Genomic DNA, 15,697 nt, shown 5'->3' on the forward strand with positions numbered 1-15,697 from the left:
TCGGCCGGAGGGAAGACGCGATTACCTCGTAATCCATGCCTTTCGCCGGTCCGACTCCTGCCTTTCTCAAGAGGAGTTGAACAACCCCTGCGACTCGCACGTATCAACAGGCATCCAGGCGCCCCCCAGTCAGCCGCCGGACGGTGGCATCGACCCCGTCCCCAGGAGGTCAAGAGTTGAGTCACAAAAGGATTCCCAAGCGCAAGGCCGCCATCGCCGCCGGAAGCGTCGCGGCGCTCGGAGCCGCGGCGCTGCTGCTGCCCAACGCCAACGCCTCGCAGACCGACGCGAAGGACGCCGGTCCCAAGACGCTGAAGGCCGCGGACGCCTCGGACCTCGCCTCGCTCCTCGCCACCCAGCTGGGTGATGCCTACGGAGGCGCGTACTACGACGCGGCCAAGAAGCAGGTCGTCGTCAACGTCGTCGGCGACAACAGCAAGGTCGCCGACGCGGTCAAGAAGGCCGGCGCTGTTCCCCGCAGCGTCGACAACAGCCTCGCCGCCCTCAAGTCCGCGGCCCGGACGCTGAAGACCGACGCGACCATCCCCGGCACCGCCTGGTCCGTCGACCCCAAGACCAACCAGCTCCGTGTCACCGCCGACAGCACGGTCACAGGTGCGAACTGGAACAAGCTGACGTCGACGGTCGGCTCACTGGGTTCCGGCATGGCCACCGTCAAGAAGTCCGCGGGCACCTTCAAGACGTTCGTCGACGGCGGCGACGCCATCTTCGGCGGCGGAGCCCGCTGTTCGCTGGGCTTCAACGTCACCGCGAGCGACGGGAGTCCCGCCTTCCTGACCGCCGGACACTGCGGGGTCGCGGCCAAGCAGTGGTCGGACACCCAGGACGGCGCGCCGATCGCCACCGTCGACCAGGCCACCTTCCCCGGCGACGGCGACTTCTCGCTCGTCAAATACGACGACCCGAACACGCAGGCCAACAGCGCGGTCAACGTCGGCAACGGTCAGAGCGTGGCCATCAACCAGGCCGCCGACGCCGCCGTGGGCCAGCAGGTCTTCCGGATGGGCAGCACCACCGGTCTCAACGACGGCAACGTCACCGGACTCGACGCCACCGTGAACTATCCCGAGGGCACGGTCACCGGACTCATCCAGACCGACGTGTGCGCCGAGCCCGGCGACAGCGGCGGTTCGCTCTTCACCCAGGACGGCAGCGCGATAGGCCTGACCTCGGGCGGCAGCGGCGACTGCACCGTCGGCGGCGAGACCTTCTTCCAGCCGGTGACGACCGCGCTCACGGCGACCGGCGCGACGCTCGGTGCGGGTGCGGGTGCGGGTGCGGGTGCGGGTGCGGGTGCGGGTGCGGGTGCGGGTGCGGGTGACGCGAGCGCCACGGCCGGTGCCGAGCCCAGCGACCCCGCTGCGAGCGATCCGGCGGCGGGTGACCAGTCGGGGGCGGGTGACCAGTCGGGCACCGGCGACCAGTCGGGGGCCGGCGCTGCCCAGTCCGGTGCCGCGGGCGACAACCAGTCCGGCACCGGCGCGGACGACGGCTCCGGAATGGTGAGCTCGAACGGGTGACACCGCTGACGCAGAGCCACTGACCCGGCCGCGGAACTGCCGTCCCGGCCGACGGTGGGAGGTCCGGCCCTCCGGCGGGAGGGCCGGACCGCGCCGCGTCCCGGGACCGGTCGCCCGTCGATGCGCGCGGGGCGGCACCCGGTCGCCGCGAACAGTGTGACGCCCGGTCGGTGTGGGCCGGGTGACGCCGGTGTCGACGGGGCCGGGTGAGGCCACGTCGGCGCGGACCGTGCGACACCACGTCGGTGTGCGTCGGGTGACACAGCCGGGCCCGGTCGACGGACTCCGTCACGCGGGCGTCCTTACCCGCAGCAGGAGCAGCGCCACGTCGTCGAGCCGCTCCTGCGCCAGCGCCCCGCTCTGCCGCACCAGGCTGTCGGCCAGCTCGTCGAGGGGCTGCTCGGGGGCATCGCCGAGGCGCTGCCCGAGGTCGCCCAGCGCGTCCTCGATGTCCACACCGCGGGACTCGATCAGCCCGTCGGTGTAGAGGACGAGCAGCGAACCGGGGAGCAGCGGGACCTCGGTCGTCTGGTACGTGGCGTCCGCGTCGATCCCGAGCAGCGGCCCGCCGGCCAGGTCGAGCACCCGCACCCGCCCGTCCGGCCGTCGCAGCAGCGGGGGCGGATGACCCGCGCGCGCCATGACCGCGACCTCGCGCGCGGGGTCCAGGCACAGATAGAGACAGCTCGCGAACAGGTCGGTGCCCAGGTCGATCAGCAGCCGGTTGGTGCTGCGCATCACCTCCTCCGGCGGCCGGCCGACGGTCGTGTACGCGCGGATGGCGGTCCGGACCTGTCCCATCAGCGCCGCCGCGGTCACGTTGTGCCCCTGGACGTCGCCGATGACCGCCGCGGCCATGCCGTGCGAGGGCACCAGGTCGTAGAAGTCCCCGCCGATCTCCATGCCCTGGGTGGCCGGCAGATAGCGTGCGGCCGCCTCCACGAAGGGCAGCGACGGCAGTGTGTGCGGCAGCAGCGCCGCCTGCAGTCCGTGTGCCAGCTGAAGCTTGGTGTCGTAGAGCAGCGCCCGTTCCAGTGCCTGCGCGACGAGCCCGCTCAGACTCGTCAGCACGGCCCGTTCGTCGGTCGGGAAGGAGTGCGGCTCCGCGTAGGCGAGGACGCAGGTGCCCAGCGGTCGTCCGGACGCGATCAGCGGCAGGTACGCCCATGCGGCCATGCCGTCGGACGTCGTGTGCCGGGGCGGATACAAGTGCTCCAGTTGCGCGCGTGAGTCGAAGAAGGCGGGTACCCCGCTGTTGTGGGCGTGGGCGCAGGGGGACGGCGCGCTCAGCGACAGCCCGTCGAGGTGTTCCGCGACGTGCGCGTCCGGATACCCGCGGTGGCCGAGTACGTGCAGTCGGCCGGCCCGCGAGCCGAGAAGGATCAGGGCCCTGCTGCCGACGGCGGGCGCGATCTCGTCGGCGACGAGTTGCACCACGTCCTGCACGCTGGCCGCCTGGGTGAGCGCGCCGGCGAGGCTGAGCACATGGGAGATGGTCACCAGGCGAGGGGCGTCGTCGCCCTGCGGCCCGGCGCGGTTCATCTGCGCGACCGCCCTCGCCCGGGAGATCCGCACACTCAGCCCGGTCGTACTGGGATAGAGCCGGAACGACAGCCACTCACCGGGTGGCCGCAGCGCGACGAACGACGTCACGTGCTGGCTGATCAGCGCGGCCCGGTATCGGTCCTCGTAGACGGGATCGTTGAGCCAGGGCACCGACGCCCACAACTGGGTGCCCAGCAGAGCGCTGACCGGCAGGCCGAGCATCTCCGCCGTCGCCGGGTTGGCGTAGCTGATCCGCCCGTGCAGATCGAGCGCGCACAGCCCGTACGGCAGCCGCGACACCATCCGCGCCGCCTCCACGGTGCCGAGCGAGCCGGGGACCGATGTGGCGGACGGCGTGAGCAGATCGGGTTCCCGGCGGACCGGGCGGTGCTCCTCCGCGGCTCGCTCCAGGCGCAGCGCGAGCCGGTCGCAGGCCGCGGTGAGGTGGTCGCGCTCCCGGTCGGCGAGTTCCAGGGGGTGGGAGCCGGGCCACGTCACGAAGACGGCCCCGTACGTGGTCCGCGAGGTCGCGACCGGAAGGGCGGCGAGCGCGAAGGGGTACGGCAGGACCATGGCGATCCGCGGGAAGCGGCGGGCCATCTCCTCCCCGCCGCTGACCCAGACCAGCCGCCGCTCGCGCACCGCGACGGCCACCGGGATGGGAGCGTTGACCCCCACCCGCTGCCAGGGCGCCGCGAACGCCCGGGGCATGCCCGCCATCACCGCCATCTCCAGGACGGGTTCGCCGCTCGCCAGCAGGTACACCGCGCCGGAGTGGGCGTGCACCTCCTCCACCAGCGAGGCCAGCGTCAGCGAGAGCAGAGGCCGCCCGACCTGGGTCGTACGGCCGGCCGCCGGTGCCTGCACGGACCCCTGCCAGTCGGACACGCCGACCACCTCCTCGCGGGGCCGTGCCATGGCTCGCGGGGCCGTGCCATGGCTCGCAGGGCCAGGTCGTGTCAGACCCTTCCCGTCGGGCGATCGGCGCCCGGCACGGCACCTCGCCGCATGGCCGGATCACCCGGGTACACCCGTACACGGGAGACCCTCCGTCGTGCGACGCGCCGCACCGGACACCGCCCGCCGATCCGGCACGAAGGGTCGGACATGATCTAAGGCTCCCTCTTGGCGGCTCCCGCCGCACGGCGAGCGCCACGCGCGGGCCCCGTGCGGGTTCCGGGCTCCACCGCAGGCCCGCCGGTGCCGGAACGGTCACAGGGGCTGCGCAGGCGCTCCGGAAGCGCTGTAATGACGGACGTGGTCAGTGAGCGCGCTGCGGAACGCGGAACACGGACGTTGCGTGCCGAAATCTCCCTGAAGACCCCCACGCCGGACCTTGATCCGCGCGAGCGGCTGCGTCGTGTCCTCGAACAGGCGCTCGTTTTCGCCGGCGCGACCGTCGCCGCGGTGTACTCGCCCACGAAGAAGGGCGGTGAACTTCATCTGGCCGAGTCGGCGGGCGTCCCCAGAACGCTCTACGGGCTGCGCGACAGCTATGTCCTCACCGGCAGCTCCCCCACGGTGGACGCGCACCGCTCGGGCCGTCCGCTGTGGCTCGGTCCGGAGGAGATCGGCCGCTGTGCCGAGGCCCGCCGGCATCCGACCCAGGACTTCTGGCTGGCCGTGCTGCCGCTGAAGGACTCCGGGTGCCTGGTCGCGGTCAGCGAACACCCCGGTGGCTTCGACACCGAGGACAGGGAGTGTCTCGCCCTGATCGCCGAGGCAGCCGTCTGCCCGACGCCCGGCTCGGTGACCGCCCCCGGCGCCCTGGCCGCCAGCGCCTTCGACCTCGCGATGGACACCGGGCACGTCGAGGTCGACGACGAGATGCTGGAGCTGTTCGGCCTGGATCCGGCCGAGTTCGACGGCAAGGTCGAGACCCTGCTGGCACTCACCGTCCCCGAGGATCTGCCCACCCTGATGTCAGTGGTGGAGGCGGACCACATGTCCATCGGGGAACGCGAGCTGGAGTTCCGCATCACGGAGCCCTCCGGCAAGCCGAAGTGGCTGCGGCTGCGCGGCCGCATGGTGCCGGGTGGAGACGGCCGCCCGGCACGCCTGGTCGGTACGGTCGCCGACGCCTCGAAACTCCGCTCCGGCGTCAGCGACGTGGCCCGTGTGCAGCGGCTGGCCGCCGCCCTCGCCACCGCGGGCACCGTCCGGGACGTGGGCCGGGCCGTCGTGGCCGCGCTGCGGCGGCCTCTGCGGGCCGACCGGATCGCCCTCGCCGAGGTGGAGGGCGACCGACTCGTCGTCACCGTGCTCGATCCGCCCGAACCGGCCGCCTGGCCGGAGCTGTGGCGCTCCGAATGGCGCTCGGAGTGGCCGGACGCGCCCGTACGCGCCATGCCGACACTCGCGGCGGCCCTCAGCGAGGGGCGCCCGGCCGTCTGGCCCGCCGGATCCCCGCTGGAACCCGCACTCGCCGACGTCGGCCCCGGCGGCCTCGCCATCCTGCCGCTGCCCGCCGGCGGGCAGATGGCCGGCGCGTGTCTGATCGGCTGGGACGCACCGCACGTCTTCGGCCCCGACGAGCGCGCCCTGCTCACCGCGTCCGCGGGCCTCGCGGGCCAGGCGCTCACCCGCGCCCGTTCCTTCGACGCCGAACACGAGCTGGTCACCACGCTCCAGCGCTCCCTGCTCCCGCGCCGGCTGCCCAGGCTTCCCGGCGCGGTCGCCGTCGCCCGCTACCTGCCCACCACGGCGGGACTCGAGGTCGGCGGCGACTGGTACGACGTGATCCCGCTCCCCGACAACCATGTCGCCCTCGTCATCGGTGACGTCCAGGGCCACAACGCCCAGGCCGCCACCCTGATGGGCCAGATGCGCACGGCCCTGCGCGCCTACGCCGTCGAGGGTCACCCGCCCGACGTCGTCGTCTCGCGCGCCAACCGGCTCCTGATGGACCTGGAGACCGACCTCTTCGTCACCTGCTGCTACGTCGACCTGGACATGGAGGAGGGCTCCGCCTGGTGTGTACGCGCCGGCCACCATCCGCCGGTGCTGCGTCACCCGGACGGCAGTACGGAGGTCCCCGACTCCGACGGCGGACCCCCGCTCGGCGTGGTCACACAGGCCGAGTTCCCCATGACCCCGCTCCGGCTGCGGCTCGGCACGGTCGTCGCCCTGACCACGGACGGGCTCGTCGAGTCCGCCGAGGTCGACATCGAGGACGGCCTGAACCGGCTCGCGGGGGAGCTGGCCGCGTCCGACCCCGCACACCTCGGGATGGTCGCCGACAGACTGCTCACGGGCGCCAACCGCAGCGACGACGTCGCCCTCCTCCTGATGCGCTACGACGGCATGTCACTGCGCCCGCTCCGGGAGACCTGGACGATCTGGCGCGTCCCCGAGGCGGTCCGGCACGCCCGCCGCTTCACCCGGCGCACGCTGCGGTCCTGGGGCGTGACCGACGACAGCATGGACACCGCGCTCCTGGTCGTCTCCGAACTGGTCACCAACGGCCTCGTGCACACCAACGGCCAGGTCAGACTCGACCTCACCCTCATCAACCGGCTCCTGCGGATCGCCGTCGCCGACTCCTCTCCCCGTACCCCCATCAAGCCCACCAGCATCGGCTGGGAGGCCACCGGCGGACGCGGCATCCTCCTCGTGGAGGCCATGTCGGCGTCCTGGGGGAGCCTGCCGGTCAGCGGCGGCAAGCAGGTGTGGAGCGAAGTCCTCCTGGACTGAGGTGGACCGGACTGCGGCGGGCCGGGCAGAACCGGACTGCGGCGGGCCGGGCAGAACCGGACCGAGGTGGACCGGACTGAGGTGGACCGGGTCGAACAGCGGTCCGGAGGCGGCCTCGGCGCGGGGGCCGGAACGTAGGGTGGACGCCGTGCGTCTGCTCCTGATGTCCGACACCCATCTCCCTTCGCGGGCCAAGGAACTGCCCCCGCGGCTGATGGCCGAACTCCCGCTCGCCGACGTCGTGGTCCACGCGGGTGACTGGGTCGACGCCGCCACCCTCGACCTGCTGGAGGAACGGTCGCGCAGGCTCGTCGCGGTCCACGGCAACAACGACGGACCGGAGCTGCGCGCCCGCCTCCCCGAGGTCGCCCGCGCGGAACTGGACGGTCTGCGCCTCGGGGTCGTGCACGAGACCGGCGCCGCCCAGGGCCGCGAGCGGCGCTGCGCCGAGCGCTATCCCGACCTCGACGTCCTGGTCTTCGGCCACAGTCACATCCCCTGGGACACCACCGCCGGCACCGGACTGCGCCTGCTGAACCCGGGCTCCCCGACGGACCGCCGCCGCCGGCCGGAGTGCACCTACATGACCGCGACCGTGGCCGACGGCCGGCTCACCGACCTGACACTGCACCGGCTGCCGCCCCGCACGGGGAACTGAGCGCACCGCATCGCCTCACGGGCCGGCCAGGGACGAGACGGGACAGGCGGGGACGCGCCGGGACAGGAGCGGTGCGCTCAGGGCGCGGCCGCTTCTCTTCCCGCCGACGTTCCGGCCGGCGTCGCTCCCGGCGTTCCTTCCGGCGGGCCGAGGCGCCGCGGATGAATCGCCCCGCCCGTCGCCGTCAGGGGTGCCCCGCTGCCGCCCCAGCGCAGCGCGACGATCTCCGCGGCGACGGACACGGCCACCTCCTCGGGCGTCCGCGCGCCGAGATCCAGACCGACCGGCGAGCGCAGCCGGGACAGCGCGTCCTGCGGCACACCGGCCTCGACGAGCCGCTTCGTCCGGTCGTCGTGGGTACGGCGGCTGCCCATCGCGCCGATGTACGCGGCGGGGCGGCGCAGGGCCTCCTCCAGCAGGGGCACGTCGAACTTCGGGTCGTGGGTCAGGACGCAGATCACCGTGCGCGCGTCGGTCGTCGTCCCGCGCAGATAGCGGTGCGGCCAGTCGACGACGACCTCCACGCCCGCCGGGAACCGCTTGGCCGTCGCGAAGACGGGCCGCGCGTCGCACACCGTGACCCGGTAGCCCAGGAAGTCCCCGACGCGGGCCACCGCCGCGGCGTAGTCGATCGCTCCGAAGACGAGCATGCGCGGCGGCGGGGCGAAGGACTGCAGGAAGACGGTCACGGCGTCCTCGCGGCGCTCACCGTGCGGTCCGTAGTGCCGCTGCACGGTGACGCCCTGGGCCAGCTCGCCGCGGGCGTCGGCGGTGACGGCCGCGTCCAGACCGGCCGAGCCCAGCGAACCGGCCATCTCGTCCGGCCACACCGCGAGGGAGGCGCCGAGCGGAGCGGGTCCCGCCAGCACCGTCGCCACGGTCACCGCACGTCCGGCGGCCACCGACTCGGCCACCGCGCCGAAGGAGGGGTCCTCGCCGGGCGTCACCCTGCGCAGCAGCAGGCTGATCTCGCCCCCGCAGGTGAGGCCGACGGCGAACGCGTCCTCGTCGCTGTACCCGAAGGTCTCCAGGCGTGCCTCGCCGGACGCCACGACCTCCCGGGCCAGCTCGAAGACGGCCCCCTCGACACAGCCTCCCGACACACTGCCCACGACCTCGTCGCCCGGCCCCACCGCCATCGCGGCTCCCGGGTCGCGGGGCGCGCTCCGGCTGACCGCGACCACCGTGGCGAGCCCGAAGGGGGAGCCCGCCGCGTACCACCGGTTCAGGGCCGGGAGGATCTCACGCATCGCTCGCTCCGCTCACCGCTCACCCGCTCGTCGTGGACCGCGGCCCGTTCGAGGGCCCGTTTCTCCTCAAGGGTCCACTCCTCCCACCACCCCCGCCAGCCGTTCCGGTACGACCGGGCCGTGCCGGGCGTTGGTTGAGCGTTAATCCGTTGCCGCCGTACCTGGCCGGCTGCTGGACTACGGGGGACACATCCGCCGGGATCAAGGAGCAGCAATGCGCGCACCGTTCATGTCCGCCCAGGAAGGAATCACTCCCACTTCGAAGGACATGACGCCCGGTGCATATGCTCAACCTCGGAATCCTGGCGCACGTAGACGCCGGTAAGACAAGCCTGACCGAGCGCCTGCTGCACTCGGCCGGGGTCATCGACGAGATCGGCAGCGTCGACGACGGAAGCACCCAGACCGACTCCCTCGCGCTCGAACGGCAGCGCGGTATCACCATCAAGTCCGCCGTCGTCTCCTTCGCGATCGACGACGACGTCACGGTCAATCTGATCGACACCCCCGGTCACCCCGACTTCATCGCCGAGGTGGAGCGGGTGCTGTCCGTGCTCGACGGCGCCGTGCTCGTGATCTCGGCCGTGGAGGGCGTACAGGCACAGACCCGGGTGCTGATGCGGACGTTGCGGCGGCTGCGGATCCCCACACTCGTCTTCGTGAACAAGATCGACCGCGGCGGCGCGCGGTACGAGCGCGTTCTGGAGAACATCGTCGCGCGGCTCACCCCGGCGATCGTCCCGATGGGCGAGGTGCTCGGGTCGGGCACCCGCGACGCCCGCTTCGCCCGGTTCACCGCGGAGCGGCTCTGCGGAGCGCGGGCCGACCTGCTCGCCGAGCACGACGACGCGCTGCTGGCCGCGTACGTCGAGGGCCGGGTGTCCGGCGACCGGTTCCGCGACGCCCTGGTGCGCCAGACCGGACAGACGCTGGTGCACCCGGTGTTCTTCGGTTCGGCCATGACGGGCGCGGGTGTCGAGGAGCTGATCGCGGGGATCAGGGAGCTGCTGCCGCCGGCCGAGGGCGCGGCCGACGGCCCGGTCTCCGGCACCGTCTTCAAGGTGGAGCGCGGTCCGGCCGGGGAGAAGATCGCCTACGTCCGGCTGTTCTCCGGGACGCTGCGGACCCGCGACCGGCTGCGCCTGCGCGACGGCGAGGAGGCGAAGGTCACCGCGATCAGTGTGTTCGACCGCGGCGCGGCGGTGCCGGAGCCGGCCGTGACCGCGGGGCGGATCGGCAAGCTCTGGGGCCTCGGGGACATCCGCATCGGCGACACCCTCGGCGTACCGCGGAAATCCTCGGACGACGAGCTTCATTTCTCACCCCCGACCCTCGAAACCGTCGTTGTCCCCCGCCGTCCGGCCGACAGGGGCGCGCTCCATCTCGCGCTCACCCAACTGGCGGAACAGGACCCTCTGATCAATCTGCGCCAGGACGAGCTGCGCAAGCAGGTCTCCGTGTCGCTCTACGGCGAGGTGCAGAAGGAGGTCGTCCAGGCGACGCTGGCCGACGAGTTCGGCATCGAGGTCCTGTTCCGGGAGACGACACCGCTGTGCGTCGAGCGGCCGGTCGGCAGCGGCGCGGCGGTCGAGTTCAACGGAAAGGACCCCAATCCCTTCCTCGCGACCGTCGGGCTGCGCATCGACCCGGCGCCGGCCGGCGCCGGCGTGGAGTTCCGTCTGGAGGTCGAACTCGGAGCGATGCCGTACGCGTTCTTCAAGGCGGTCGAGGACACCGTGGGGGAGACCCTGACCCAGGGGATCCACGGCTGGCAGGTCACTGACTGCACGGTCACGATGACCCACTCCGGTTACTCGCCCCGGCAGAGCCACGCCCATCAGGGCTTCGACAAGAGCATGTCCAGCACGGGGGCCGACTTCCGGGGCCTGACCCCGCTGGTGGTGATGGACGCGCTGCGTGCGGCCGGTACCCGGGTGTACGAGCCGATGCACCGCTTCCGGCTGGAGGCCCCGACCGACACGCTGGGGGCGGTGCTCCCCCTGCTGGTGCGGCAGCACGCCGTGCCGGCGACCACCGAGACGCGCGGAACCGTGTGCGTGCTGGAGGGCCGGATCCCGGTCGCCCGGGTCCATGAGCTCCAGCAGCGGCTGCCGGGCCTGACCCGTGGCGAGGGCGAGCTGGAGTGCGCCTTCGATCACTACGCGCCGGTGGTGGGGGGCGCGCTCCCGGACCGGCCGCGGACCGATCTCAACCCGCTCGACCGGAAGGAGTACCTGCTGAACGTGACGCGAAGGGTCGGCGCGTGACGCGACCGCGTACGACGGAGTGCCTGTGACACGGGGCCCTGTGACACGGAGCCCCGTCACAGGCCGGCGTCCGACGCGTGGGACGGCCGTTCGGAGGTGAGACTTACTCACGAGTCAGATGTATTGACCCTTCGACGCAGCGCGGCGATTGTTGTGGACATGGCGAAGTTACGTGCGCGTCTGCTCGGCGTCCTCGTCCTCCTCACCGGCTTCCTCTCGGCGGCGGGCGCGCCACCGGCCACCGCGGACGGGCTTCCCGACTCCCTGTGGTTCGACGCACCGGCCGCGGCCGGCCTCACCGTCGACGGCGGACGGTTCACCGACGGCCTCGGCCGTGAGGTCGTCCTGCGCGGCTACAACGTCTCGGGCGAGACGAAGCTGGAGGAGAACGGCGGACTCCCCTTCGCCTCGGTCGCCGACGCCAGGAAGTCGGCGACGGCCCTGCGCGCCCTCGGCGGCGGCAACTCCGTGCGCTTCCTTTTCTCCTGGGCCCACGCCGAACCCGTACGCGGTCAGGTCGACACCGCCTACCTTGCCGCGGCCACCGACCAGATGCGCGCCTTCCTGGACGCCGGAATCCGTGTGTACCCCGACTTCCATCAGGACCTTTACTCCCGCCACCTCTTCGACGCGGGCAGTTGGTACACCGGCGACGGCGCTCCCGAGTGGGCCGTGGAGGCGGGGAACTACCCGGCTGAGTCGTGCGGGATCTGCTTCTTCTGGGGCCAGAACATCACCCAGAACGGGGCGGTGAAACAGGCGCAGTACGACTTCTGGCACAACGCCCACGGCCTCCAGGACGCCTTCCTGGCCACGGCCCAGGCGACCCTGGCCTATGTGGAGCAGCACCTCACCGCCGCCCAGTTCGCGGGCGTCGTCGGCTTCGACCCGTACAACGAGCCGTACGCGGGCAGCTACGACCCGGGCCAGGCCGGTCGCGGCTGGGAACGTGACCTGCTCTGGCCGTTCTACGTGCGGTTCCGGGCCCGCATGGACGCGGCCGGCTGGCAGGACAAGCCCGCCTTCGTCGAACCGAACCTCTTCTGGAACGCCAACATCGACACGCAGAAGCAGGAGGGCGGCCTGCTCGACGCGGGCACTCTGGGCCCCCGGTATGTGTTCAACACCCACTTCTACGACCAGAAGGCGATCTCCGGCATCCTGATGTGGGGCAAGGCGGGCGACGGCCAGTACGCCGGCGACTTCTCCACGGTGCGCGACCGTGCCACGGCGGCGGGCACGACGGCGATCGTCAGCGAGTTCGGCCACCCGCTGTCGGGATCGGTGGCGGACAAGGCCCCGACGGTCCTCAAGGCGATGTACCAGGCTCTGGACTCCCGACTGCCAGGGGCCGGTTGGTGGTCCCGGCCGGTGGCCTCCGGGCCGGTGCTCTCCGGCACCCAGTGGCAGTGGGACCTCTACAGCGGCCGCCATCACGAGCTGATGAACGGCAACGCGAGCAAGGTCCGCACCTCCGGTGACGCCTGGAACGACGAGGACCTGTCGGCCGTACGCCTCGACGACTCCGGCACGGCCGTCCTGCGCCAGGACGCCCGCCTCCTGGACCGGCTCTACCCCAGCGCGACCGCGGGCACCACGCTCGCCTTCACCTACGAGGACCGCTCCCGGGACGGCTCCACCACCCTGACCTGGAACCCGGTCCCGTCCACCCTGCCCCATGTCGCCCAGCTCGTGGGAGCGGGCCAGTACGGACTGCTGGTCTGGCGCTCGGACGGCGGCGCCGCGCCCACGGAACTCCATCTTCCGGCGTCCTTCGCCACCTCGGCCACGACGGTGGTGTCCGACCTCGGTACGGCGTACTCGCCGCCCGCCTACACCGCGAGCACGCCGATCGCCGTAGCCCCCGAGCCGGGCGGCACCGGCGCCCGCCGTCTGCTGCTCACCGCACCGGGAGCGGGGGTCCCGCACTACGCGCTGGTCACGAACGGGTCGACGGCACCGTCCGCCGGCCTGTTGAGCGCGGCCCGCTCCGAACTGAGTTCATGGGCCGCGACGGCGGCCGACCAACCGGCCTCCTGACGACGCCCGGGGGACCACCGTGTCCCGTCTTCACGACGCCCGGGGGACCGTCGTGTCCCCTCTTCACGACGCCCGGGGGACCGTCGTGTCCCCTCTTCACGACGCCCGGGGGACCATCGTGTCCCGGCTCCCTGGAAGCGTGACCATCCGTGACGTCCGATACCTGCCCGTAAATGCGGTTATCTCATGATCGACCTATGCTGAGGTCGGCAAAGCTCGGGCAGTCGACGGTCGGTCGTGAGCCGGCGGGAAGCGGGCTTCCATGAGGGAGCGGTTCAACAGGCTGGGCCTGGTCGGAGAAATGGCCGCCGAATTCGTCGGCACCATGGTGCTGATCCTCTTCGGATCCGCCGTGGTGGCCCAGGTGGTGGCCGGCGGCGCACTCACGACCCCGCCGGGCGGACTCGGCGACCACGACAGCATCTCCTGGGCGTGGGGCATCGGCGTCACCATGGGTGTCTACGTCGCGGCCCGCCTCAGTGGCGCCCATCTCAACCCCGCGGTGACGGTGACGCTGGCCACGTTCAAGGGTTTCCCCTGGCGCAAGGTGGCGCCGTACGCGCTCGCCCAGACGGCCGGCGCCTTCGTGGCGGCGCTCCTCGTGCGCTGGAACTACACCGAGGCACTGGCGAAGGCCGACCCCGGCCACACCTTCAAGACGCAGACGGTGTTCTCCACGCTGCCCGCCAACGGCAACCCGAACCTGCCGGTCCATGAGTGGGGCGCGTTTCGCGACCAGGTCATCGGCACCGCCCTGCTGCTGCTCATGATCCTGGCCATCACGGACGTGCTCAACACACCCCCCGGCGCCAACCTGGGCGCGTTCATCACCGGTCTGGTCGTCGTGGGCATCGGTATGGCCTGGGGCACCAACGCGGGCTACGCCATCAACCCCGCGCGCGACTTCGGCCCCCGGCTGGCCAGTTACCTCACCGGGTACCGCAGTGCGTGGCGGGATCAGTACGGAAACTTCTACTTCTGGGTGCCGATCGTCGGCCCATTGGTCGGCGGTCTGCTCGGCGGGGCGCTGTACAAGGGCGTCGTCGGACGGTTCCTGCCCGCGGCGGAGCCCGAGCCCGCCGGTCGTGTCCCGGCCTCCGAGGGCTGACACCTACGCAGAAGGCGGCACCCATGGCTGACTTCGTCGGCGCCGTGGACCAGGGGACCACCAGTACCCGGTTCATGATCTTCGACCACGCGGGCAACGAGGTGGCGAAGCACCAGCTGGAGCACACCCAGATCCTGCCGCGCTCCGGGTGGGTCGAGCACGACCCGGTGGAGATCTGGGAGCGCACCGACGCGGTGATCCAGAACGCGCTGCGGAACGGGAACCTGTCCGCGACCGACCTGGCGGCGATCGGCATCACCAACCAGCGCGAGACCACCGTGGTCTGGGACCCGCGCAACGGCCGCCCCTACTGCAACGCGATCGTCTGGCAGGACACCCGCACCGACTCCATCGCCGCGGCCCTGGAACGCTCGGGCCGGGGCGACGTCATCCGCCGCAAGGCGGGCCTGCCGCCGGCGACGTACTTCTCCGGCGGCAAGATCCAGTGGATCCTGGAGAACGTGGACGGCGTCCGCGAGGCGGCGGAAAAGGGCCACGCCGTCTTCGGCAACACGGACTGCTGGGTCCTGTGGAACCTCACCGGCGGCCCGCACGGAGGCATCCACGCCACCGACGTGACCAACGCCAGCCGCACCATGCTGATGGACCTGGAGACCCTCGACTGGGACGACGAACTCCTGGGATTCTTCGACATCCCGCGGACGATGCTGCCCACCATCAACCCCTCGTCCCACCGGGAGGCGTACGGGGTGACAAGCACCTCCCCGCCCCTGCGGGCCGCCGTCCCCGTCACCGGGGTGCTCGGCGACCAGCAGGCGGCCACCGTCGGACAGGTCTGCTACGCGCCCGGCGAGGCCAAGAACACCTACGGCACCGGCAACTTCCTGGTCCTCAACACCGGAACGGAACCGGTCCGTTCGCAGCACGGCCTGCTCACCACCGTGGCCTACCGTTTCGGCGACAGCCCGGCGGTCTACGCCCTGGAGGGTTCCATCGCGGTCACCGGGTCCGCGGTGCAGTGGCTGCGCGACCAGATGAAGATCATCAAGGACGCGGCGGAGAGCGAGACGCTGGCCCGTACGGTCGAGGACAGCGGAGGCGTGTACTTCGTGCCCGCGTTCTCGGGCCTGTTCGCCCCGTACTGGCGCTCCGACGCACGCGGCGCGATCGTCGGCCTCGCCCGGTACAACGACAACGGACACCTGGCCCGGGCCACCCTGGAGGCCATCTGCTACCAGAGCCGTGACGTCGTCGAGGCCATGGAACAGGACTCCGGCGTCCACCTCGACGTGCTCAAGGTCGACGGCGGTGTGACCGCCAACGACCTGTGCATGCAGATCCAGGCCGACGTGCTCGGCGTACCGGTCAGCCGCCCCGTCGTCGCCGAGACCACCGCGCTCGGCGCGGCTTACGCGGCGGGCCTGGCCACCGGCTTCTGGCGGAACACCGACGAACTGCGCACCCACTGGCAGGAGTCCAGGCGCTGGGAGCCGCAGTGGTCCGACGACCGGCGCGAGGAGGGCTACGCGGGGTGGAAGAAGGCGGTGCAGCGGACGCTCGACTGGGCCGCGGTGGAATAGACCGCGCCCCAGCCGCCCGCCTCGTCCGGCGTCCCCACCGGTCAGCGCGCGCCC

9 protein-coding genes are annotated in these 15,697 nt (G+C 72.0%); 7 read left to right on the plus strand and 2 right to left on the minus strand.

The window, feature by feature from the left end; translation table 11 throughout:
- Positions 1-176 precede the first annotated feature (176 nt).
- On the plus strand, positions 177-1,541 hold the full coding sequence (locus HEP85_RS35730; protein ID WP_369657991.1) for a S1 family peptidase: 1,365 nt from the start codon (positions 177-179) through the stop codon (positions 1,539-1,541).
- 288 nt (positions 1,542-1,829) lie between these two features.
- Here HEP85_RS35730 and HEP85_RS35735 read toward each other — a convergent pair whose 3' ends face one another.
- Positions 1,830-4,004 carry a SpoIIE family protein phosphatase gene (locus HEP85_RS35735; RefSeq protein WP_168531633.1) on the minus strand — a complete coding sequence of 725 codons (2,175 nt, stop codon included), beginning with the start codon at positions 4,002-4,004 and terminating at the stop codon, positions 1,830-1,832.
- Positions 4,005-4,334: 330 nt separating this feature from the next.
- On the opposite strand from HEP85_RS35735, the gene HEP85_RS35740 reads away from it, so the two are divergent.
- Positions 4,335-6,779 carry a SpoIIE family protein phosphatase gene (locus HEP85_RS35740; RefSeq protein WP_329292604.1) on the plus strand — a complete coding sequence of 815 codons (2,445 nt, stop codon included), beginning with the start codon at positions 4,335-4,337 and terminating at the stop codon, positions 6,777-6,779.
- 148 nt (positions 6,780-6,927) lie between these two features.
- Positions 6,928-7,437 (plus strand): metallophosphoesterase, encoded by a 510-nt coding sequence (locus tag HEP85_RS35745; RefSeq protein ID WP_369657992.1) that lies wholly within the window; start codon positions 6,928-6,930, stop codon positions 7,435-7,437.
- 77 nt (positions 7,438-7,514) lie between these two features.
- Here HEP85_RS35745 and HEP85_RS35750 read toward each other — a convergent pair whose 3' ends face one another.
- Positions 7,515-8,687: an XdhC/CoxI family protein gene (locus HEP85_RS35750; RefSeq protein ID WP_168531635.1), complete on the minus strand. Its 1,173-nt coding sequence runs from the start codon at positions 8,685-8,687 to the stop codon at positions 7,515-7,517.
- A gap of 278 nt (positions 8,688-8,965) precedes the next feature.
- On the opposite strand from HEP85_RS35750, the gene HEP85_RS35755 reads away from it, so the two are divergent.
- The 4 genes from HEP85_RS35755 to glpK all read left to right on the plus strand — a co-directional run bounded on the left by HEP85_RS35755 (position 8,966) and on the right by glpK (position 15,643).
- Complete coding sequence (locus HEP85_RS35755) at positions 8,966-10,954, plus strand: GTP-binding protein (RefSeq protein WP_369657993.1); 1,989 nt, start codon at positions 8,966-8,968, stop codon at positions 10,952-10,954.
- Positions 10,955-11,113: 159 nt separating this feature from the next.
- Positions 11,114-12,994: a cellulase family glycosylhydrolase gene (locus tag HEP85_RS35760; protein ID WP_168531636.1), complete on the plus strand. Its 1,881-nt coding sequence runs from the start codon at positions 11,114-11,116 to the stop codon at positions 12,992-12,994.
- Positions 12,995-13,256: 262 nt separating this feature from the next.
- On the plus strand, positions 13,257-14,102 hold the full coding sequence (locus HEP85_RS35765; protein WP_168531637.1) for an MIP/aquaporin family protein: 846 nt from the start codon (positions 13,257-13,259) through the stop codon (positions 14,100-14,102).
- A 23-nt stretch (positions 14,103-14,125) separates the two neighbouring features.
- Positions 14,126-15,643: a glycerol kinase GlpK gene (gene glpK / locus HEP85_RS35770; protein ID WP_168531638.1), complete on the plus strand. Its 1,518-nt coding sequence runs from the start codon at positions 14,126-14,128 to the stop codon at positions 15,641-15,643.
- Positions 15,644-15,697 lie beyond the last annotated feature (54 nt).

The organism is Streptomyces sp. RPA4-2 (assembly GCF_012273515.2).
Lineage (GTDB): Bacteria > Actinomycetota > Actinomycetes > Streptomycetales > Streptomycetaceae > Streptomyces > Streptomyces kaempferi.